The organism is Pseudomonas sp. B28(2017) (assembly GCF_002113025.1).
Taxonomy (GTDB): domain Bacteria; phylum Pseudomonadota; class Gammaproteobacteria; order Pseudomonadales; family Pseudomonadaceae; genus Aquipseudomonas.
In genome coordinates this window covers 126,696-147,973 of the sequence record NZ_NEJH01000011.1, presented here as the reverse complement: position 1 = coordinate 147,973, position 21,278 = coordinate 126,696, and the positions used below count along the sequence as shown (strand labels likewise).

Annotated in this window: 23 protein-coding genes; 10 read left to right on the top strand and 13 right to left on the bottom strand. The window is 61.0% G+C overall.

Annotation, left to right across the window (positions count from 1 at the left end):
• Positions 1 to 70: 70 nt before the first annotated feature.
• From CAF65_RS23160 to CAF65_RS23135, 6 genes are all read right to left on the bottom strand, one after another.
• Positions 71 to 811 carry a TorF family putative porin gene (locus tag CAF65_RS23160; protein ID WP_085718353.1) on the bottom strand — a complete coding sequence of 247 codons (741 nt, stop codon included), beginning with the start codon at positions 809 to 811 and terminating at the stop codon, positions 71 to 73.
• A 109-nt stretch (positions 812 to 920) separates the two neighbouring features.
• Complete coding sequence (locus CAF65_RS23155; protein ID WP_085718352.1) at positions 921 to 2,660, bottom strand: amidohydrolase; 1,740 nt, start codon at positions 2,658 to 2,660, stop codon at positions 921 to 923.
• An 18-nt stretch (positions 2,661 to 2,678) separates the two neighbouring features.
• Positions 2,679 to 4,475 (bottom strand): amidohydrolase, encoded by a 1,797-nt coding sequence (locus tag CAF65_RS23150; protein WP_143492155.1) that lies wholly within the window; start codon positions 4,473 to 4,475, stop codon positions 2,679 to 2,681.
• A gap of 202 nt (positions 4,476 to 4,677) precedes the next feature.
• Positions 4,678 to 5,700: a helix-turn-helix transcriptional regulator gene (locus tag CAF65_RS23145; protein ID WP_085718350.1), complete on the bottom strand. Its 1,023-nt coding sequence runs from the start codon at positions 5,698 to 5,700 to the stop codon at positions 4,678 to 4,680.
• Between the two features lie 101 nt (positions 5,701 to 5,801).
• A complete protein-coding gene (locus tag CAF65_RS23140) occupies positions 5,802 to 6,629 on the bottom strand; it encodes a nitrilase family protein (RefSeq protein ID WP_085718349.1) in 828 nt (275 codons plus the stop codon).
• Positions 6,626 to 8,125: a cytosine permease gene (locus CAF65_RS23135; protein WP_085718348.1), complete on the bottom strand. Its 1,500-nt coding sequence runs from the start codon at positions 8,123 to 8,125 to the stop codon at positions 6,626 to 6,628. The genes CAF65_RS23140 and CAF65_RS23135 overlap by 4 nt, the downstream gene beginning before the upstream one ends.
• Positions 8,126 to 8,324: 199 nt before the next feature.
• Between CAF65_RS23135 and CAF65_RS23130 the strand changes: the two genes are divergently transcribed.
• The gene (locus CAF65_RS23130) at positions 8,325 to 9,230 is read left to right on the top strand and encodes a LysR family transcriptional regulator (RefSeq protein WP_085718347.1); all 906 of its coding nucleotides are present in this window, start codon (positions 8,325 to 8,327) and stop codon (positions 9,228 to 9,230) included.
• A 43-nt stretch (positions 9,231 to 9,273) separates the two neighbouring features.
• Here CAF65_RS23130 and CAF65_RS23125 read toward each other — a convergent pair whose 3' ends face one another.
• Positions 9,274 to 9,807: a cysteine hydrolase family protein gene (locus tag CAF65_RS23125; protein WP_085718346.1), complete on the bottom strand. Its 534-nt coding sequence runs from the start codon at positions 9,805 to 9,807 to the stop codon at positions 9,274 to 9,276.
• A 69-nt stretch (positions 9,808 to 9,876) separates the two neighbouring features.
• Complete coding sequence (gene ggt / locus CAF65_RS23120) at positions 9,877 to 11,604, bottom strand: gamma-glutamyltransferase (RefSeq protein WP_085718345.1); 1,728 nt, start codon at positions 11,602 to 11,604, stop codon at positions 9,877 to 9,879.
• A gap of 136 nt (positions 11,605 to 11,740) precedes the next feature.
• Here ggt and CAF65_RS23115 point away from each other — a divergent pair, with 136 nt between their 5' ends.
• Positions 11,741 to 12,253 (top strand): methylated-DNA--[protein]-cysteine S-methyltransferase, encoded by a 513-nt coding sequence (locus tag CAF65_RS23115; RefSeq protein WP_085718344.1) that lies wholly within the window; start codon positions 11,741 to 11,743, stop codon positions 12,251 to 12,253.
• On the opposite strand, the gene CAF65_RS23110 is transcribed toward CAF65_RS23115, so the two are convergent.
• Together CAF65_RS23110 and CAF65_RS23105 are read right to left on the bottom strand one after the other, a co-directional pair.
• Positions 12,254 to 12,847: an NUDIX domain-containing protein gene (locus CAF65_RS23110; protein ID WP_085718343.1), complete on the bottom strand. Its 594-nt coding sequence runs from the start codon at positions 12,845 to 12,847 to the stop codon at positions 12,254 to 12,256.
• 66 nt (positions 12,848 to 12,913) lie between these two features.
• Positions 12,914 to 13,351, bottom strand: coding sequence for a hemerythrin domain-containing protein (locus CAF65_RS23105; protein ID WP_085718342.1), 438 nt, complete (start codon positions 13,349 to 13,351; stop codon positions 12,914 to 12,916).
• A 146-nt stretch (positions 13,352 to 13,497) separates the two neighbouring features.
• On the opposite strand from CAF65_RS23105, the gene CAF65_RS23100 reads away from it, so the two are divergent.
• Positions 13,498 to 13,923 (top strand): GNAT family N-acetyltransferase, encoded by a 426-nt coding sequence (locus CAF65_RS23100; protein ID WP_085718341.1) that lies wholly within the window; start codon positions 13,498 to 13,500, stop codon positions 13,921 to 13,923.
• Positions 13,924 to 14,068: 145 nt separating this feature from the next.
• Here the strand turns inward: CAF65_RS23100 and CAF65_RS23095 are convergent, their stop codons facing one another.
• Positions 14,069 to 14,419: a hypothetical protein gene (locus CAF65_RS23095; RefSeq protein ID WP_085718340.1), complete on the bottom strand. Its 351-nt coding sequence runs from the start codon at positions 14,417 to 14,419 to the stop codon at positions 14,069 to 14,071.
• Between the two features lie 92 nt (positions 14,420 to 14,511).
• On the opposite strand from CAF65_RS23095, the gene CAF65_RS23090 reads away from it, so the two are divergent.
• The 7 genes from CAF65_RS23090 (at position 14,512) to CAF65_RS23060 (ending at position 18,488) form a co-directional block, all read left to right on the top strand.
• On the top strand, positions 14,512 to 14,841 hold the full coding sequence (locus tag CAF65_RS23090) for a DUF6388 family protein (protein ID WP_085718339.1): 330 nt from the start codon (positions 14,512 to 14,514) through the stop codon (positions 14,839 to 14,841).
• 174 nt (positions 14,842 to 15,015) lie between these two features.
• Positions 15,016 to 15,408, top strand: coding sequence for a sulfurtransferase complex subunit TusD (gene tusD, locus CAF65_RS23085; protein ID WP_085718378.1), 393 nt, complete (start codon positions 15,016 to 15,018; stop codon positions 15,406 to 15,408).
• A 1-nt stretch (position 15,409) separates the two neighbouring features.
• Entirely contained in the window at positions 15,410 to 15,772 is a 363-nt protein-coding gene (gene tusC, locus CAF65_RS23080; protein WP_085718338.1) for a sulfurtransferase complex subunit TusC, read from the top strand.
• Positions 15,772 to 16,065: a sulfurtransferase complex subunit TusB gene (tusB, locus tag CAF65_RS23075; protein WP_085718337.1), complete on the top strand. Its 294-nt coding sequence runs from the start codon at positions 15,772 to 15,774 to the stop codon at positions 16,063 to 16,065. Before tusC ends, tusB begins: the two co-directional genes overlap by 1 nt.
• A complete protein-coding gene (locus CAF65_RS23070; protein ID WP_085718336.1) occupies positions 16,062 to 16,397 on the top strand; it encodes a TusE/DsrC/DsvC family sulfur relay protein in 336 nt (111 codons plus the stop codon). The genes tusB and CAF65_RS23070 overlap by 4 nt, the downstream gene beginning before the upstream one ends.
• Positions 16,394 to 17,395: a glycosyl transferase family protein gene (locus CAF65_RS23065; protein ID WP_085718335.1), complete on the top strand. Its 1,002-nt coding sequence runs from the start codon at positions 16,394 to 16,396 to the stop codon at positions 17,393 to 17,395. Before CAF65_RS23070 ends, CAF65_RS23065 begins: the two co-directional genes overlap by 4 nt.
• 91 nt (positions 17,396 to 17,486) lie before the next feature.
• Complete coding sequence (locus CAF65_RS23060) at positions 17,487 to 18,488, top strand: glutathione S-transferase family protein (protein ID WP_085718334.1); 1,002 nt, start codon at positions 17,487 to 17,489, stop codon at positions 18,486 to 18,488.
• Positions 18,489 to 18,594: 106 nt separating this feature from the next.
• Here the strand turns inward: CAF65_RS23060 and cysG are convergent, their stop codons facing one another.
• Together cysG and serS are read right to left on the bottom strand one after the other, a co-directional pair.
• The gene (gene cysG / locus CAF65_RS23055) at positions 18,595 to 19,989 is read right to left on the bottom strand and encodes a siroheme synthase CysG (RefSeq protein ID WP_085718333.1); all 1,395 of its coding nucleotides are present in this window, start codon (positions 19,987 to 19,989) and stop codon (positions 18,595 to 18,597) included.
• Entirely contained in the window at positions 19,990 to 21,270 is a 1,281-nt protein-coding gene (serS, locus tag CAF65_RS23050; protein ID WP_085718332.1) for a serine--tRNA ligase, read from the bottom strand. It abuts the gene before it with no gap.
• Positions 21,271 to 21,278: the final 8 nt, after the last annotated feature.

Here is a 21,278-nt window from a genome sequence, read left to right as displayed (position 1 = left end):
TTTGTTACCTATGTGGGTGAGTCATACCGTGTTTCCTTTGAGGAACTGTTTTTGTTGTCAGGGATAGAACTTAAAAGGTCTTGGTGGCGCTCGCCACGACCGTGGCCGAGCACAGGTCGTCATAGCCATACCAACCACTGCATTCGCTTTTCGTCAGGTCGGTGTCGACATAGCTCAGGCCCCAGGTCACGCCGACGAAGTCGCGGGTCAACTTGGCTTCCCACTCGTAATATGCCTCGCGATTTTCGCCATTGGCCGACCAGAAAGCCGGGTCCTTCACGTCGTTACGCCCCACCCGCAACTCCAGGCCGACATCGGCCGGCAGTATGAACTTGTAACCGACATAGGTGTAGAGCGTGTCCTGGTCTTCACCGAAAACGTTCGGTGTATCGTTCGAGTAATAGGCGCCGAGCTTCACGCCATAGACATCGAGAATGGCGTAGATCTCGCTCAGGTTGAATTCGGAATTCTTCGGATAGTCGTACTTGATGTAGCCCAGATCGAGGCTGATCGCGTCCGTGGCCTGCCAGTAGTAACCGGCGTAGTACTCAAGCTCCTGGCGAGTATCGAAGCCACCGCCGAAATCCACGTTGGAGGTCCAGGCACCGATGTACAGGCCGCTGCCGTGCATCAGTGTCGCGCCACCCTGCACGGCCGGATCGCCCTGGGTTTGCGAGATGCCGCGGGTACGGTAGTCGCTGACGACGCCCAGGGTCATGTCCAGGCTGAAATCATCGTTGAGGGCCAGGGCCTGGCTGGTCAAAGGAACCAAGGCCAGCGCAGCGACGGTCAATGCTGAAAGTGCGTTCATACAGTTCTCTTGTTGTTATGGCGTACGGGGAATTTCAGGCATGGCGATGCCACACCCCTCGTGCTACGAGGGGCTGGCTGGTTTTTTGCGTGTACCGGGTGTACGCAGGTCAGGACGCGGGGGCGTAGACCTGCTTGCCGGCGAAGAAAGTTTTCAGGACTTTGGTTTCGAACAGCTCGTCATCGCTGACCTTGAACACATCGCGGTCGAGGATGATCAGGTCAGCCTGCTTGCCCGGCGCCAACGAACCGATCTGTTTCTCCAGGCGCAGGGTTTTGGCGGCATTGAGGGTGTAGGCGTAGAACATGGTCTGGCGGTCGATGCTCTCCTTGGCATTGAGTACGCCCAATGGCCCCTTGCGTGTGCTGGCCTGGGCGATGGCGTTGAACGGATTCGGGCTGGACACCGGCCAGTCGCTGCCACCGGCAATCGTCGCGCCAGCGTTATGCAGGGACCGCGCCGGATACTGGTAACCGTAGGCAAAGGCGCTGATGTAGGGTTTGACCAGTTCGACGGTGTAAGACTCGCCGGTAGCCCACAGCAGCTGCATGGAGGCAATAACGCCCAACTGCTTGAAGCGTGGAAACTCCTTGGGATTGACCAGTTGCAGGTGGGCGATGCTGTGGGGCACCGGCGTCGGGCTGAGTTTGCGCGCATAAGCCACGCCGTTGAGCGACTCACGCACGGCACGGTCGCCGACGGCATGCATGTGCACAATCCAGCCGTGTTTTTCCGCCGCCACCACCAGCTCGCCGAAGTGCGCCGGGTCGGTCAGCAGTTGACCGTCCTTGTGGCTGTTCTTGTACGGCACGATGACCGCAGCGGTTTGCCCCGGGAATTCGAGAATGCCGTCGACAAATACCTTGATGCCGGGGAACGTCAGGTTGGGCACGCCCTCGAACTGCTTCATCACCGTGGCGATCACTTCCAGGTCGGCAGGTTTGCTCTTCGGGTTGGTGACCATCAATGCGGCGACGTGAGCGCTGAGTTCGCCGTTCTGCGCCAGCGCCTTGTACAGCGGCAGTACACCGACACTTTCCGTGGTGGCTTTGAAGTCAAACAGCGAATCTTCACTGCCGCCGTTCGCCGCCGCGTCCATCCAGGCGGTGACGCCATATTGATTGTTGACCCGCACCGCCTCTTTCGCGGCCTTGAGCATGGTCTGCGGGTCGGGCGCAGGAATTGCGTTACGCACCACGTCCCAGCGGGATTCGGCAAAGTAGCCGTTGGGCGTGAAGTCCTGTTCATGCCCGATGTAACCGCGCTGTTTTTCCGGCAGGCTCTTGACCAGTGCCGCATCGATGTTCAGACGTTTGAGCATCGCGTTGTTGGCCCAACCGGTGTGCCCGTCGATGCCGCTGAAGACAATCGGCTGATCGGCCCAGCGCCCCCGGTTGAACACCTTGCCCAGTTCACGGCTTTTCTCCCAGTAGGCCGAACTGACCCCGGCCACGCTGATCACATCGCCGGAGCGGGCACGCCCGGCCTTGTCTTCTTCGATCAACCATTGCTCCAGTTCCGGCAAGGGTTTGACCTCGTCCAGCAGGTTGGCCCTCATGCTGTCGAACGCTCCCACCACCGGGTGGCTGTGGGTGTCGATCATGCCTGGCATCAGCACCTTGCCCGCCAGGTCGATACGTTGGGTCCCGGCATCGGCCAGGGCATTGATTTCGGCATCGCTGCCGACCTTGAGGATCTTGCCGTCCTGCACCGCCACCGCTTGCACCAGCGCCTGGCCGGGTTCGGCGGTAAAAACCTTGCCATTGAACAACACCAGGTCGGCGGCGGCCATTGCCTGTACCGAGGACAAGGCCAGCGCGGCGGCCAACAGGTTTGGAATGAATCGCATCGGAACGCCCTCTGATTTTTATTGGACGGATCGGGAGCTGACGACTTGGGAAACCACCTGTGGCGCAAGCCCCAGGAACGGCGCCTTGGCCCACACGACCTTGCCGCCGACCAGCGTCAGCAGCACGTCGTTACGCCCCAGCTCCTCCTCGGGCACCTGCATGAAGTTCTTGTCGAGCACGATCAGGTCAGCGAACTTGCCGACTTCGACCGAACCCAGCACCGCGTCCAGCTTCAGCTGTTCGGCGGCATTGAGGGTGATGCTGCGCAGCACTTCGGCTCGCGACAGCGTCGGATCGGCATTGAGTCGCCCGGCATACTTCGGCCCATAGCTGTGTGGATTGCTGGGGTCGCCGGAACGGGTGACACCGACTTTCAGCGCCAGGAACTCATCGAGGGGATCGACCGGCCAATCGCTGCCAAACGCCACCCGGCCGCCGGCATGGGCGATGCTGCCCGAGGGCTCCATGCGCTCGAATCGCTCGGCGCCGAGGTGATCGCTGGTGCCGTCGACCGTGGACGGTGCCTGCTGCGCCCACTGGAACGACATGGTGGCCGTGACGTCCAGTGCCTTGAAACGCGAATAGTCGGCAGGATCGACTGACTCGGCGTGAGCGATGGCCGGGCGGAAGTCTTGACCGGGCAGTTGCTGACGCACGTAGGCGACGCTGTCCAGCGCGTCCCGTACTGCGCGCTCGCCGGTAGCGTGCAGGTGCGGATCGAAACCGGCCTTGACCGCTTGCAGCAACAGCGGATTGAGCACCTGCGGCGGGAAGTACAGTTCACCCAGGTTTTTGCCCGGCGTCCACTTCGGCGCCTGATCGGTGCCGCTGTTGTGCAGATACGGCGTCAACATGGCGCCAGTGTCCGCCGGGGCATTGATGATGCCGTCCATGAACAGTTTGACGTGGCGCATGTTCACACCCGGCACGACCTTCACTTCGCCCTGGTCATAGGTGTTGGCCATGGCCCTGGCCTCGGCGATGGTCTTCACCGGGTCGGCGGCAGCGGCGGCCGGGTCCAGCTTGATTGCCAACAAGGCCCGGGCGGTCAGCTCGCCGGACTGTTGCAGGCGGGTGAAGGCTTTGCCGTTTTCCGGCCCCGACAGTGCATCGAAGAAACTGGTGATGCCTTGCTGGCGCATGGCATCGAGGGCCGCTCGAACCTGATTGAGTTTTTCCGCGTCGGTTGCGGGTGGCACTGCGGCGGCCATCGATTCGGCGGCGCCGTCTTCGCAGATACCGTTCGGGTTGCCAGCGCTGTCACGTCGGTATTTACCGTCTTCGGGATCGGCGGTGTTCTTGCTGATCCCGGCCAGTTCCAGACCGCGAGAGTTGGTCAGCACGGTGTGGAAGTCGGTGGAGCGCACCTGAATCGGGCGCCGGGTCTTGAGCGCGTCCAGGGTCGATTTGTCGGCATCGCCGTCGAGCCCGGTCATGCCCATGCGGTCCCAGCTGCCGACCTCCAGCCAGACGTCCGGGCCCTTGTCCTTGTCGGCATCGAGGCAGGCCTGAATGCTCGCCTGAAACTGCGCGCGGGTCATGGTCTGGTATTTCAGGTCACACAAGGTCATGGCGCGACCGCCATCCCCCGGATGCATGTGCGCATCGACGAAGCCCGGCATCAGCATGCGTCCGGCCAGGTCGATCAATTGTGTTTGCTTGCCGATGTAGCCATCGACCCCGGCATCGCTGCCGACATAGACGATCTTGCCACCCGCAATGGCGATGGCCTGTTGCACTGAATTCTGGCCATCGACAGTGTAAACGTAGCCATTGCGCATGACCGTGTCGGCGGGTGTCGCCGCCAACGCCATGCTGGAAAATGCCGTTGTCGACGCAACAGCGATAAACAACCTGGAAAGTCTCAAATGCCTCACCCCTGTTCTTATTGTTTTGAAGCGGCCCGAAGCGACTGCACAAGCCCTTGTATAGACAGGGCCTACCCTATAGGGCGCAGCACGCGAATGGACCTCTGCAAATGAGGAGGGGTCAGGCAAATAATTGAAACTGCCGGGATCAGTCCCGGCGCGCGGACTCCGCCAGCGCACCCGGCGAACGGAGGACAGAACCCAGCTCCACCTTGCTTTTCACGCCGAGCTGCAAGTAGCAGTTACGCAAATAGGTGCGCACGGTCGCGGGGCTCAGGGCGAGGATTTTGGCGATCTCTTTGTAGGAGTGACCGGCGGCAAACAGCATCGCCGCCGTGCGCTCCCGTGGCGCCAGGCCGTCCCCGCCCGAGGGTGCTTCAAGGGACAGGATGACGTGTTCGGCGTTGGGGCTCAGGGTCAGGGCGCAGCGGCCCAGGCGGATCACGCAGGGTGCCTTTGGCAGTTGTGCGATCACCTCGCCCGGCAGCATCGAACCGCTCCAGCCCGGTAATTCACGTTGAATGGCGGCACACAGCCTGGCCCCGACATACAGCAGGCTGCCGTCCATGCGCGCGACGCCAAAGTCACTCGCGCCGTTTTCGCTGTCGAAGCGAATCATGTCCTGTACCTGAAACCGCCACAGCTGGAACAGGTGATCGCAGAACGCCGAAAACAGCTCGGCCTCGTTCCCCTCGAACGCCTGTTCATCCTGGCCACGGTAAAGACAGACGAAAAACATCATGCCGCTTTCGGGTAGCTCAAAGGTGATGCTCATCAAGTGATAGAGATCGTGACGCCGGGCGAAATCGTTAACCGCCTCGCAAGGGTCGTTGAAACCACTGTCACGCACCACCTCACCGGGACGATTGAGCGTGGCGTGGGAGAACTGATCGTTTGCCGCCACCGGATGCCATTCGGCGACAAAGGATTCGGGGAGATTGATGCTTCCATGCATCCAGCTTTGCGGAGGTACATTGGGACCGGGTGAAGACATTTCGCCCCACCAGGCAGACGCGAAGGGCACCAGTTGAGCGAATGCCTGCAGACCATCGGCGATGAACCGCGACGCCCCGCTTTCCCGCGCCAGCCGCCCCAAATGCAACACGCAATGATTGAACGCCTTCAGCGTGGCCAGCGACCTGTTGTCGTCGACCTCCTTTCCCTCCTCCATCATTGCGATCCCGTTCACGGCATGGTCTGTTGCCTGGACGATGCCATAGCGCCGGGAATGGCGTCCAGCGCGCCGTGACATCCACAGTTACAAACAGCCGCTCAACCGTACAACTGCGGCCGCCGGTCCTTATGCAGGTCATTGCGGGCGCTGATGCGCTTGTTGCGTGCCTCGGCGAGGTTCAGCGTGGCCAGCAACATCTGCTCGCCGCCCTGCTCCGCCGGCCCGGCCAGCGGGTAGCCGTCGACATCGACGATGACCGAGCCCTGGACCCAGCCGACTCCACGTTCATGGCCATAGCGATCGCAGGCGGCGATGAACATGCGGTTGACCGAGGCATTGGCCTGCACCCGCAGCACTTCGGCCGGGCGCTCGGTTTGCGGTCGCGGACCGTCGGGCCAATTGACCGGCGCGCACAGCAGCTCGGCCCCGGCCAGCGCCGGAAGACGCACCCATTCGGGGAATTCCAGGTCATAGCAAATCAGCATGCCGAGCCGTCCATGCAGCGTTTCGACCACGGGCGGTGGCGCATCACCAGCGCTGAAGATGTCCTTCTCGGCGTCCCATAAATGCGCCTTGCGGTATACCGCACGCAGGCCATTGGCGTCGATCATCGCCGCGCTGTTGGCCAGTTCGTCACCAGACAGGCACTCGCAGAATCCGCCGACGATCACCAGGTTCAGCTCACGGGCCAGGGCCTGCCACAGCTGCAAGGTCGGCCCCTCAACGGTTTCCGCCAGGCTGAGCGCTTCATCGCGGTCGGCAAACAGATAGCCGCTCTGCACCAGTTCGGGCAGCACGACCACTTGCGCGCCCTGAAAGGCTGCCTGGCGAATCGCGCGTTCGGTGAGCGTGCGGTTGTAGGCCAGGTCGCCTATTTTCGGTGCCAGTTGGCAGCAGGCGACCACGGTATTTTTTGCGCTGTTCAACGCACTGTCTCCGCAGATAAATGGGTCATGGCGACGATGTCGCTTTCGCTCAGCGCGTCGATCACCCGGCGTTCGGCGGCCAGATCAATCGAGCGACTGAGCAGGTAGTAGGTCAGCCCCGACACCACAAGACCCACCAGCCAGGCGATGTCCACGCCTTCCAGCATCCGCGCCAACGGGCCGACAAACACTTCCTTGTTGGCCGCTGCGTCAAAGATGTAGAAGAACGGCACCATCGCGGCGAAGCCGATCAGGTACGAAACGATGCCGCGAAATTGCCAGGCACCGTAGATGCCTTTTGGCGTGAAGAAATGCGGAATCGCATAACGGCCCTTGCGCACGAAGAAGTAGTCCACCAGGTTGACGGCGGTCCACGGCACGAGGAAGTACAGCAACAACACCAGGAAGGTGTTCAGCAGAGCGATGCCGTCACCTTTGATCGACAGCACGCAGGTCAACAGAATGACGCTGATCACACTGATCGACAGCACACGAGCGCGGGGTGTCGGGGTGATTTTTTTGATCGAGTCGACGCCGGTCAGCAGCGTCAGCATGGCGCTGTAGGTATTGAGCGCGATGATCGGCAGGAAGCCCGCCACCGAGACGATCACCAGCAGATTGCCCAGCCCCGGCATCATCGAGGAACCGACCTGATTCAACGCCACCAGCGCATCCGCCGCTTTCAATTGCTGCGCCAGCCAGGCACCGAGGCCGATCATCCAACTGCCCGACAACGAGGCGCCGATGAACACCGCCGCGATCAGTTTTGCCCGGCTGGTGTTTTTCGGCAGGTAACGGGAATAGTCGGACACGTAGGGCGCATAGGAAATGTTGTAGCTGGCACCGATGGCGAACAACGTGGCGAAGGCCACCCAGTTGAAGCCCAGATCAGTCGCCGGCGTGACACCTTCCTGACCCGCACCGAACATCAGGGCGATGGTCACCAGTGCGTACAGCGGCAAGGTCGCCAGCAAGGCCCACTTGAAGGCCTTGTGCATCAGGTCGTGGCCGTAGATCGACAACAGCGCGCCGATCAACACCACGGCCACGGCGACGATGGTCGGGTCAATGCCGAACACATGTTCAAGGCCGTTCATGATCAGCGAGATGTTCACCACGTTGAAACCGACGAACACAAACATCGTCGCCATCAACGCCAGGATCACCCCGCGATAACCGAACTGCGCACGGGACTGGATCATTTGCGGCAGACCCATTTCCGGGCCCTGGGAGCCGTGAAACGCCATGAAAATAGTACCGAACATAATGCCCAGGGCACCGGCAAGCATGGTCCACAGGGCGGACAAGCCGAGGCTCGGGCCGACAAAGCCGATGGAGATGGTGAAGAAGTGGAAATTACCCAGGAACCAGAATGGCCCTTGGCTGCCAAGTCTGGCGTGGCGTTCGTTTTCCGGAATGTAGTCGATGGAGTGGCCTTCGATGGCCAACCCGCCGCTCGCCTCGGCGGCGTGCGCAGACACTGGGGAACCTGACATACGATTGTTCCTATGCTGTTGTTTGTTGTTTTTGTGGATACAGCGCTCGCTACGACGTCCAGTTCAGGTGAAACTCCAGAAAAAGCTGACGATGACGCTGGTTTCACGGCAATGTAGGGCGTGAGTTCTGGCAGTAAAATATCGCAGGCACACTGTTCACATAGATCAGCATCTATGTGAACGAAAATCGGGAGCCCCCATGCTGGGAACTGTAACGGAGCTGGATCTGCGTCTGATCCGGGTATTTCTGACCGTCGTCGAAGCAGGCGGCATCTCGGCGGCCCAAACCGCCCTCAACACCACGCAACCCACGATCAGCGCGCAACTGGCGACGCTGGAAGCGCGGGTCGGTTTCCGCTTGTGCGAACGCGGACGCGGCGGGTTTTCGGTCACGCCCAAAGGCACTCAGTTCATTGAGGCGGCCCGACGTCTGCTGGCGGCGGCCGAGGGTTTCCGGGTTGAAGTGCAGCACATCAACCGCAAAGTCTCGGGCAATATCAACATCGGTTTGCTAGGGCAAATCGACCCGGTGGCGAACAGGAAAATCGGCCTGGCCATTGCCCGTTTGCGGGCTCGGCACGAGGGGCTGTACTTCCATTTCACCGAGCTGTCGTCATCCCTGCTGGAAGAAAAAATCATCAACGGCCATATCGACCTGGCCATCGGTTACTTCTGGCACCGCTTGCCCAGCATCGATTATTTCCCGCTGTTCCCGGAAACCCAGATTGCGTACTGCGCGACCTCGCACCCGCTGTTCGACCAGGTCGGCGCGCTGACCCGCGAAGATGTCAGCGGGTTTGACTGGGTCTGGCCGAGCCATCCGCTGCCGGAAATGCCGGCCCCCACCTCCATCGAGCGCCTGACTGTGCTCACCGACAGCATGGACGGCGCGGCCCTGCTGATTCTATCCGGCCAGCACCTGGGATTTCTGCCGCAGCACTACGCGACTCGCCATGAACAGCTGGGGCAGTTGCACCCGCTGAACCCGGATCTGCTGCGCTATGAAGTGAGCTTTCATGCGGCGGTGCGGCATTCCTCGCGGCAGCGAGATCTGGTGAGTGCGTTCCTGAACGAGCTGATCGAGATTTTCGGTTCACCCTTGTAGGAGCGAGCCTGCTCGCTCCTACAAGGGGGGCGTAATGGTGTTATCAGAAGCGGATTTCAGCAGCCGGGACCACATCGATCCGCGCCACCGAACCGCTCAGGTCGGCCCAATCCTTGTTGTGCTGGGCAATGATGTCTTCGGCAGTGGTATTGCCATTGTCGATGGTGGAATGCGCGTCGGCGGCCAGCACCACGTCATACCCCATTTGATGCGCCTGACGCAGGGTTGCATTCACACAGTAATCGGTTTGCAGGCCGCAGATGACCAGCCTTTCGAAGTCCTGTACCGGCAACAACCGTTGCAGGTTGGTCTGATAGAACGAATCGCCGGCAGTCTTGCGCACGCGATGATCCTTGGGCGACGTTTCCAGCCCTTCGGCCAGTTGCCAGCCTGGGGCACCGTGTTTCAACAGATCACCCTCTTCTTCGTGCTGGATGAGCACCACCGGAACGCCGGACTTTCTAGCCCGGGCACTGAGAGCGTTGATGGTGTCGATGACGCGCCTGATCTCGAAGCACTCGTACTCACCGGAACATAAAGCCTGCTGGACGTCGATGATCAATAACGCAGTGGTCATGATTTCTTTCCTTGATATGTCGAGGGATCAGGGGACGAACATAAGCCCGTCCCCCTCCAGACACAACCCTCAATAACCCAGCGACAACCCGGTATTGCGCCGAGGATCGTTGGCCCCATAGAAACGGTTCTTGCCTACCGGTTTGCCACCCAGGGATGGCGCGCCGACCAGGATCGCCGCCAGGTGGTTGGCGTCCTGCGGACCGGTAAACTTGTGCCCCCAGCTTTCGAGGATTTTCACCGTGTCCGGGCTGGTGGTGAAGGCTTCCAGATTGGTCTCCTCCGGCAGCCACTGTTGATGGAAACGCGGCGCATCCACCGCTTCCTGGATGTTCATGCCGTAGTCGATCACGTTAAGCATGGTCAGCAAGGTCGCGGTGATGATGCGGCTGCCCCCCGGAGTGCCGACCACCATCACCACTTTGCCGTCCTTGGTGACGATGGTCGGGCTCATGGACGACAGCGGCGCCTTGCCGGGTGCGATGGCATTGGCCTCGCCCTGCACCAGGCCGTACATGTTCGGCACGCCGATTTTCGAGGTGAAGTCGTCCATTTCATCGTTGAGGATGACCCCGGTCTTGCTCGCCATCACGCCGGCACCGAACCAGTCGTTGAGGGTGTAGGTCACCGACACCGCGTTGCCCCATTTGTCGACGATGGAGTAATGCGTGGTGTTGTTGCCTTCATGGGGGGCTACACCGGGCTTGAGTTCGCTGGATACCGCGGCCTTTTGCGGCTTGATCGCTTCGCGCAGCTTGGTCGCGTAGTTTTTATCCAGCAGGTGGGCAATCGGGTTCTTCACGAAATCCGGATCGCCGAGGTAGCTGTTGCGGTCCACATAGGCGTGGCGCATCGCCTCGATCTGATAGTGCATACCCTGGGCCGAGTGGTAGCCCAGGTCCTTCATCGGATAGCCTTCGAGGATGTTCATGATCTCGCAGATCACCACGCCACCGGAGCTTGGCGGTGGTGCCGAGATCACGTGGTAGCCACGGTAGTCACACTCGATGGGCGCCAGTTCGCGGGTCTTGTATTTGTCGAGGTCGGCCTGGGTGATGATGCCCTTGTTGGCCTGGCTGGAGGTGACGATGGCGTCAGCCACCCAGCCTTTATAGAAACCGTCGGCACCCTTCTCGGAGATTTCCCGCAGGGTCTTGCTCAGGTCCTTTTGCACCAGTTTCTGGCCGACCTGCATCGGTTCGCCGTTGCTGAGGAAGATCGAGCCGGAATCCTTGATGTCCTTCTTGAACATGTCGGTGGCGTAGTCCAGCAGATCGACGTCGCCCTGCTCCAGCACGAAACCGTCTTCAGCGAGTTTGATGGCCGGGGCGATGATTTCCTTGCGCGGTTTGGTGCCGTACTTGGACAGCGCCAGTTCCATGCCCGACACCGTGCCCGGCACACCCACGGCCAGGTGGCCACGGGTACTCAAATCGGGAACGACGTTGCCCTCCTTGTCCAGGTACATGTTGGCGGTGGCGGCCAGCGGCGCTTTTTCACGGAAGTCGAGGAAGGTCTTGCGCCCGTCCGCCAGTTGAATGGTCATGAAACCGCCGCCACCGAGGTTGCCGGCAGCGGGATAGACCACCGCCAGCGCATAGCCGACCGCGACCGCCGCATCGACGGCGTTGCCGCCGTTCTTGAGCACATCCACGCCCACATGGCTGGCCAGGTGCTGGGCCGTGACCACCATGCCGTTTTCCCCGGTAGCCGGGGCCACGGAAGCGGCATGGGTGGTCAGGCAGCTGAGTGCCAATGAGGTCGCAATCAGCGACTTGGCAAAAGGTTCGTACTTCATGAGTCGGTCTCTTCTTGTTATTTCGTAGGAAAACGCTTCAAAAGCCGTAGCCAAGTATGGTCGGGATTACGTATTGCGCCTCCCCGTCGAGACAGTATCCTTAACGCCTGTTAAGCCATTTCGCGCGAGCCCTGACATGACCTATACCTGCATCACCGTGGCTTCCCCGGTCGGCGAGTTGAAGCTGGTCGCGAACGGCTCACGACTGGCGGCCATCCTCTGGGAAAACGACAAACCCGGCCGGGTGCGCCTCGGTCCGATGAGCGAAGCGCCGGACAACCCGATCCTGGTGCGCACGGCTGCGCAGTTGCGCGAATATTTTTCCGGCACCCGCGAACGCTTCGAACTGGAACTGGATTTTGCCGGCACGGAATTTCAGAAGCAGGTCTGGGCGGCGCTGCTGACCATCCCGTTCGGCGAGACCCGCAGCTACAGCCAGATCGCCGAACAGATCGGCAACCCGGCGGCGGTCAGGGCCGTGGGTGCGGCGAATGGCAAGAACCCGATTTCGATCGTGGCACCGTGTCACCGAGTGATTGGCGCATCGGGCAAGCTCACCGGGTTTGCCGGTGGACTTGAGGCGAAGGAGTTGTTGCTGACGCTGGAAGGTGGACAATGGCCCGGCACGGCACGCCTGCCAGGCTTTTGATCATGCCTGGGAGAAGAGGTTTTTCATCGCCGCATACTGCAACAGCATGATGGTCTTGGCGTCGCAGATCTCGCCACGGTAAAACGCTTCGAGCGCGTCCCCGAACGCCCACTCCAGCACTTCGAGCTCCTCGGTTTCCGCCTCCAGCCCGCCGCCGGCGCTGACCTTCGACTTCGCGTCGTATTCGGCAATGAAGAAGTGCAACTTTTCCGTCACCGATCCCGGGCTCATGTACGCCTCGAATACCTTCTGCACATGGTGCACGCGATACCCCGTCTCCTCCTCCGCCTCATCGCGGATGCGGTCTTCAGGCGCCGCGCCTTCCAGCAGCCCCGCTGCCACTTCGATCAACAGCCCGTCGTGACCGTTGACGAACACCGGCAGGCGAAATTGCCGGGTCAGTACCACGGTTCGCTTTTCGCGGTTGTAGAGGAGAATCGCCGCACCATTGCCACGGTCGTAGACTTCCCGGGTCTGGCGTTGCCACTCGCCGTTGTTGCGTTGGTAATCGAAGGTGATTTTCTTGAGCAGGTACCAGTCGTGGGACAACACCTGAGACTCGACGATGTTGACCCGTTCGGCCGTGTTCGACATGACAACACATCCTGTTATTGGTCTGAGGGTGCACATGATAAGTGAAAAAGAACAGCGTTTGCCCCCTCAAGCAAGCTGCGCCTTGTACTCCTTCTCATACTGTCCGGCCAACGCCTCTTTCTGTTTGTCGTCGAGCAGTTTGCCGGCCATTTGAAAGAACTTCTGTTCTTCTTCCCGTAGATGGTGATGAACCTTCTCCGAGAGCTTTTTAGCGGTCGCCAGCCAGGCCGCACTGGACATCTCGGTGTCGTCCAGCGCCTCCATCATTTCGTCCATTTCGTGATGTTCGCAGATGGCATGACGGCTGAGGTCGACACCGTTGTCGAACGCCATCAGCGGAATGTAGAAATGCCGCTCTTCGGCGGTGGCGTGAGCCTGCAATTCAGACTTGAGTTGCTTGTACGCCTCGACCCGCTCAGGCGTATCGCCGCTGGTATGGATCAGCGCCCTGGCATAGGTCCGTTGGCGTTCATGGCTTTCGCGCAAGGCTTCAAAAATGTTCACAGGGCAATGTCCTCATCAGCTGCGTCCTGGGGTGACGCGTCTTAAGGAAGGACAGCTGGGCGCTGGCGACGGTTCAACTTTTCCGGGGATGGAACAATCGCTGCAACCGGGATAGGCTGCGGCTTCAATGCCATATGGATATAGCCATGAACCTGCGTATCGAACTGTCGCAAAACCCCACGGAAGAACAACGCCAGGCCATCCTCAAGCCATTGCGCGCGTACAACGGCTCGAAGGCCGAAGGCAACGTGCCCGAGCACATCGCCTTGCTGGTGCGCGACGACAACGACGAAATCCTCGGCGGCCTGCATGGTCGATTGTTTTACCAGTGGTTGTACATCGACTTGCTGGTGGTGCCGGAACAGTCGCGAGGACAGGGCCTGGGTTCGAAACTGATGCGGATGGCCGAGGACCTGGCGCGGGAACGGCGCTGCGTCGGGCTCTGGCTCGACACCTTTGAATTCCAGGCGCCGGCGTTCTACAGGAAGTGTGGCTACAGCGAGTTCGGGCACATTGCCGACTATCCGCCGGGCCACAAGCATTTTTTCTTCCAGAAGCGCCTGACTTACTGATCAACACAAATCCCCCCTGTAGGAGCGAGCTTGCTCGCGATGAGGCCGGAACATTCAAAATCCATGTCGACTATTCGACCGCCTTCGTCGGATCGCCGCCCGGAGCAAGCCCGCTCCCACAAGAGCAATGCATCGAGCTTTCAGGTCACAGACAGGTCGCCAACGCCGCCAGCCGGCGCTTGGCCACGAAATCATCCTTCTGTGCGTAATAGCTCAATACCGTGCCCGAGGCATCGCTGGTCACGTCGACGAAGGACTCCGCCGAACGGGTGTAAACGGTCGTGCCGCCCTTCTCGCCAGCTTGCAGATAGGCAGCGGCATCGACTCCGAACACGGCCTCGTCCTGCCAGGAAAACTGCACGCACCGGGCGACGTCTTTTGCCGGCTTTTCCGAGTTCAGGGTCTTGTACGGGGCCTTGGTGCGGGCATCGTTCATTGCCGAGCCAGCGCATCCCGCCAGCAAAGTCACGGCCAGCGCCACCATCAGAATTCGCATTGCATTCACTCATCAGGAAAAAGCGGACTTTATCACTGTGGCAAGCTGCATCGTTCTGCTTTACTGCAACAAACCCCAGCAAAGGAACGACCATGGCGGCAACCGAGCAGCAACATGAGCAGGCACTGAAGCGGTTTCTCGACGAACGCCCCGAGTTGCGCGACGAACTCGACAACCTCAACCCGCTGCAGGCGCAGGCCAAGGGTGAAACCCCGGCGCAGTACCGCGACGAGCGTTTGCATGAGGCCTTCGAGGCCGAGGCAGAACGGCAAGGTTTGTTTGCCTGGGAGCTGACCCTGCAATTGACTGCTGCCACGCCGCAGGACTATGAAATCCAGCGCCGTGAAGTGCACCGCGAAGTGGCGGAGATGGCCGGGATGGATTGGCTGGAATACTGCGATTTGTATGGGATAGCGCCGTAGCCGGGTTCAAGTCTGCACTTCAGATCGCCTTCGCGAGCAAGCCCGCTCCCACATTTGATCTCCACTATTGTGTGGGAGCGGGCTTGCTCGCGAAGGCCAGTGCAGCCAACATCCATTTAGCCGCCCCGTCCAGAAAGCATTATCATGGCCGCAGTCTTGCTGATCGAGTCCGTCATGAAGTTCGCCATCGCCGTGTTTTCCGCCGCCCATGCGCCCTCCTCGCGCCGCGCCTTGCTGTTCGCCCAAGCGGCGCTGGCCGGCGGGCACGAGATTGTCCGGCTGTTTTTCTATCAGGACGGCGTCTACAACGCCTCCACCAGCGTGGTCACGCCCCAGGATGAACCGGACTTGCCCAGGCAATGGCGCACCTTTGTCAGCGACCATCAACTCGATGGCGTAGTGTGCATCGCCGCCGCCCTGCGTCGTGGCGTGTTGAACGAGGAAGAAGCCAGGCGCTATCAACGCGAAGCTGTTGCCGTCGATGCGCCGTGGGAATTGTCCGGCCTCGGCCAATTGCATGACGCGGCGCAGGATGCCGACCGCCTGATCTGTTTCGGAGGCGCATGACATGGCCAAATCCTTGTTGATCATCAGCCGTCAGTCACCGTGGTCCGGCCCGGGCGCGCGGGAAGCGCTGGATATCGTACTGGCCGGGGGGGCCTTCGATCTGCCGATTGGCCTGTTGTTTCTCGATGACGGCGTGTTCCAGCTGGCCGCCCGTCAGGACGCCAGGGTCCTGCAACAGAAAGACCTGAGCGCCAACCTGCAAGCCCTGCCGATGTTCGGTGTCGAGGAACTGTTTGCCTGCGGCGACAGCATCACCCGGCGCGGCCTGGACCCCAACGGCCTGTCGCTGGAAGAAGCCCGGGTGTTGGCCGCCCACGAAATCACCGCCCTCATTGACCGTTACGACCAGGTGATCACCCTCTGATGTCGACTTTGCATGTGTTGTCTCATTCCCCGTTCGGCGACGAACGCCTGACCAGTTGCCTGCGCGTGATCGGCGCAAACGACGGCTTGCTGCTGTCCGGTGATGCGGCCTATGCGTTGCAGCCTGGCACCGCGGCGTTCGCTGCGCTCAGCGCCCGTGGCCTGAAGCTGTTCGTTCTGGCCGAAGATGCCCAGGCCCGTGCGCTTGCGGTTCCAGACTGGGCCGAGGCCATCGATTACCCGGCCTTCGTCGAACTGTCGATTCACTACGACAAGGTCAACAGTTGGCTATGAATGCATTGACGGTCGGCGCCCGCGCCATCGAGCTGGACAAGGACGGTTTCCTGGTCGAACTGAGTGACTGGTCTGCCGATGTGGCCAGTGCCCTGGCGGCTGCCGAAGCCATCGAGCTGACGCCCGAACACTGGGAAATCCTCGAACTGCTGCGCAGCTTCTACGCCGAATTCCAGCTGTCACCGGCCACCCGCCCGTTGATCAAGTACACGGCCCTGAAACTCGGCCCGGAAAAAGGCAACAGCCTGCACCTGAACCGACTGTTCAAAGGCACTCCCGCCAAACTCGCCGCGAAACTGGCGGGCCTGCCCAAACCGACGAATTGCTTATGACCGATTACCCAGCACTGACACTCGAAACGCCCGCAGAGCATCCGTTCGCCCAATTCGTGCGGATCCTTGGCAAAGGCAAACGCGGCGCCCGTGACCTGACCCGGATCGAGGCCCGCGAGGCCATGGGCATGGTGCTCGATGAAAAGATCGAGGAAACCCAGCTCGGCGCCTTCCTGATGCTATTGCGGCACAAGGAAGAAAGCGCAGAAGAGATGGCGGGCTTCACCGAGGCATTGCGCGAACGCCTGAATCCTCCGGCGCTGGCGGTAGACCTGGATTGGCCGACCTATGCCGGCAAGAAGCGGCACTTACCGTGGTATCTGTTGGCGGCCAGGTGCCTGGCACAGAACGGCGTGCGGATTTTCATGCACGGCGGCGGCGCCCACACGGCCGGTCGCCTGTACACCGAGCAACTGCTGGGCGAATTGAACATCCCGCTGTGCCGCGACTGGCAACAGGTCGGCTCGGCACTGGATAACGGCGGCCTGGCCTTCATGCCGCTGGTGGACTGGGCACCGCAGCTGCAACGGATGATCGACCTGCGCAATACCCTCGGCCTGCGCTCGCCGATCCACTCGCTGGCGCGGATTCTCAATCCGCTGGGTGCGCGTTGCGGCCTGCAGAGCATTTTCCACCCTGGCTATCAGGCGGTGCATCGCGATGCCAGCGGACTACTCGGTGATACCGCCATCGTGATCAAGGGCGATGGCGGCGAAATCGAGATCAACCCGGATGCCGACAGCCACCTGTACGGCACCACCGGCGGCGAGAGCTGGGATGAGGAATGGCCGCAGTTGTCCGCGCAGCGTCATGTCAAACCCGCCGCGCTCGATCCTGGGCACTTGAAAGCGGTGTGGCGTGGTGACGTGGTCGACAGCTACCCGCAAATGGCCTTGATTTCGACCATGGCCCTGGCACTGCGTGGCCTCGGACAGAGCCGCGAACAAGCCTTCGAAACCGCCGAGCAATACTGGGCCGCTCGCAACAAATCGATTTAACCGATCATTCGCGCCCGATCTTTGCGCTTTTTGTTCGAACTCATCGGAATAGACTCACCCCCAACGATTATGGGTTTCTGGAGTCTTGAACATGGGTTTATTAGTGGATGGCCGCTGGCAGGACAAGTGGTACGAAAGCAGCAAGGACGGCGCGTTCCAGCGTGAACAGGCACAGCGTCGCAACTGGCTGACCGCAGACGGCAAGCCGGGACCGACCGGTGTCGGTGGTTTTGCGGCCGAACCCGGGCGCTATCACCTGTACGTGTCCCTGGCCTGTCCGTGGGCCCATCGCACGCTGATCCTGCGCAAGCTCAAAGGCCTCGAAAACCTGATCGACGTGTCGGTGGTCAGTTGGTTGATGCTGGAAAACGGCTGGACCTTCGACCGGAACCTGGGTTCGACCGGCGACAAGCTCGACCACTTCGAATTCATGCACCGGCGCTACACCGCCGACACTGCCGACTACACCGGCCGCGTCACCGTACCGGTACTGTGGGACCAACAGCTCAAGCGCATCGTCAATAATGAATCATCGGAAATCATCCGCATGTTCAATGGTGCCTTCGACGATTTGACCGGTAACGACCTGGACTTCTACCCGGCGCCGTTACGCGCAGAGATCGATGCGTTGAACGAGCGGATTTATCCGGCGGTGAACAATGGCGTGTACCGCGCCGGGTTTGCCACGTCGCAACAGGCCTATGAAGAAGCGTTCGATGAGGTGTTTGCCGAACTGGACCGACTGGAGCTGCTGCTGGGCGCCAACCGCTACCTGGCTGGCGAGTACCTGACCGAAGCGGACATCCGCCTGTTCACCACGCTGATTCGCTTCGATGCAGTGTACTACGGGCACTTCAAGTGCAACCTGCGACGGATTGCGGATTACCCGAACCTGTCGAACTGGCTACGGGAAATCTATCAGTGGCCGGGGATTGCCGAAACGGTGGATTTCACCCACATCAAGCACCACTACTACGCCAGCCACCGCACCATCAACCCGACCGGAGTGGTGCCGAAAGGGCCGGCACAGGACTTCACCGCGCCCCATGACCGGGAGCGGTTGAGCGGGAAAGGGGTTTGGCGCAAGGCCTGAGATTTGTGCAGGTTTTGAGGGCCCTTTCGCGAGCAGGCTCGCCCCCACAAGGGAATGCATTCCAATGTGGGAGCGAGCCTGCTCGCGAATGAGGGCGACGCGGTCTTCAGACCTGCCCCTGAGCCCCTTCGAACCACGCCAGTTTCTCGCGCAGTTGCACCACTTCACCGACAATCACCAATGTCGGCGCATGCACTTCATGCTCCGCCACCAGCCGTGGCAAGTTCGCCAGGGTGCCGGTAAACACCCGCTGGTTGATCGTGGTGCCCTGCTGGATCAACGCTGCCGGGGTATCAGCACCGCGACCATGCTTGATCAACTGCTCGCAAATGATCGGCAAGCCCACCAGTCCCATGTAGAACACCAGGGTTTGCGCCGGCGCGACCAGGTCGGCCCATGGCAGATCGCTGGAGCCGTCCTTGAGGTGGCCGGTGATGAAACGCACCGATTGCGCATAATCGCGGTGAGTCAGCGGAATCCCGGCATAGGCCGCACAACCACTGGCCGCCGTAATCCCCGGCACCACCTGGAACGCAATGCCCTGGGCCGCCAGCTCTTCGATCTCTTCACCACCACGACCGAAGATGAACGGATCACCGCCCTTCAGTCGCACCACGCGCTTGCCCTGTTTGGCCAGATCCACCAATTGCTGGTTGATCTGATCCTGCGGCACCGCGTGATCGGCACGACGCTTGCCGACGTAAACCCGCTCGGCGTCGCGACGACACAGTTCGAGAATCGCCGGCGCCACCAGGCGGTCGTACAGCACCACGTCGGCTTGCTGCATCAGGCGCAAGGCGCGGAAGGTCAGCAGGTCAGGATCGCCCGGGCCGGCGCCCACCAGATAGACTTCGCCGGTAGCAACTGGCGCTTCGCCATCGATCTTCGCTTGCAACAAACGCTCGGCTTCAGCGCCCTGCCCGGCCAGTTGCCGGTCGGCAACCGGGCCCTGGAAAACATCTTCCCAGAACGCCCGACGCTGCTGCACATCCGGAAACAGGCTTTTGACCTGATGACGGAAACGCGCCGCCAACCCGGCCAATTGGCCGTAGGTGGAAGGAATCCAGGTTTCGATCTTGGCGCGGATCAAGCGTGCCAGCACCGGCGCATCGCCGCCACTGGACACCGCGATGATCAGCGGAGAACGGTCGACGATTGCCGGGAAGATCACACTGCACAGGGCCGGCGCGTCCACCACGTTGACCGGTACGCAACGCCGATGGGCATCGGCGGAGACCTGCGCGTTCAGCGCTTCGTCGTCGGTGGCGGCAATGATCAGCCCGCAACCGTCCAGATCCGTTTCGACGTAGCCACGCAACAGGCACTCGCCACCGCTACCGGCAACCAGTTCGCGCAGTTGCGCTTCGATTTCAGGTGCAACCACCCGCAGCAGCGCACCGGCATCGGCCAGCAGGCGGGATTTGCGCAAGGCAATCTCCCCCCCACCGACGACCAACACACGACTGCCGCGAAGGTTGTGAAACAGCGGCAGATAGTTCATTTAACCAATGACCTCAAGACCACCCATGTACGGCTTGAGGACTTGCGGCACACGGATCGAACCGTCGGCCTGCTGATAGTTCTCGAGCACCGCGACCAGGGTACGGCCTACCGCCAGGCCGGAGCCGTTCAGGGTGTGCACCAGTTCCGGCTTGCCGGTTTCCGGGTTGCGGAAGCGTGCTTGCATGCGACGGGCCTGGAAGTCGCCGCAGTTGGAGCACGACGAAATTTCGCGGTATTTGTCCTGGCTCGGGATCCACACTTCCAGGTCGTAGGTCTTGACCGCGCTGAAGCCCATGTCGCCGGTGCACAACGCCAGGGTGCGATAAGGCAGTTCCAGCAGTTGCAGGACTTTCTCGGCGTTGGCGGTCAGGCCCTCCAGTGCTTCCATCGACTTCGACGGCTCGACGATTTGCACCATTTCAACCTTGTCGAACTGGTGCTGGCGGATCATGCCGCGGGTGTCACGACCCGATGCACCGGCTTCACTGCGAAAGCACGGGGTATGGGCAACGAACTTGATCGGCAGCAGTTTCGAATCGACGATTTCGCCGGCGACAATGTTGGTCAGCGACACTTCGGCGGTCGGGATCAGGTACAGATCGGCTTCGCCTTCACGCGCGATCTTGAACAGGTCTTCTTCGAACTTGGGCAACTGGCCGGTGCCTTGCAGCGCCGGCGCCTGGACCAGATAAGGCGTGTAGGCCTCTTCATAACCGTGCTCGGTAACGTGCAGGTTGATCATGAACTGCGCCAGCGCGCGGTGCAGACGGGCAATCGGGCCGCGCAGCAGGGCGAAACGGGCGCCGGACAGTTTCGCGGCGGTTTCGAAGTCCAGCCAGCCGAACTTCTCACCCAGGGCCACGTGGTCCTGCACCGGGAAGTCGAAAGCCTTCGGCGTGCCCCAACGGCGCACTTCAACGTTGCCTTCTTCGTCATCGCCAACCGGCACCGATTCGTGCGGCAGGTTCGGAATGCCCAGCAGGATCGAGTCCAGTTCGGTCTGGATCGCGTCCAGTTCGACTTTGCCGGTGCTCAACTCGCCCGCCATGCGCTCGACGTCCGCCATCAACGGCGCGATGTCTTCGCCGCGCTGCTTGGCCTGACCGATGGATTTGGAGCGCGCATTACGTTCAGCCTGCAGTGCTTCGGTGCGGGTCTGGACGGTCTTGCGCTGTTCTTCCAGCGCTTCGATGCGCGCAACATCCAGCACAAAGCCACGGGATGCCAGGCGGTCCGCTACGTCCTGAAGGTTGCTACGTAACAGTTTGGAATCGAGCATGTCGGTTT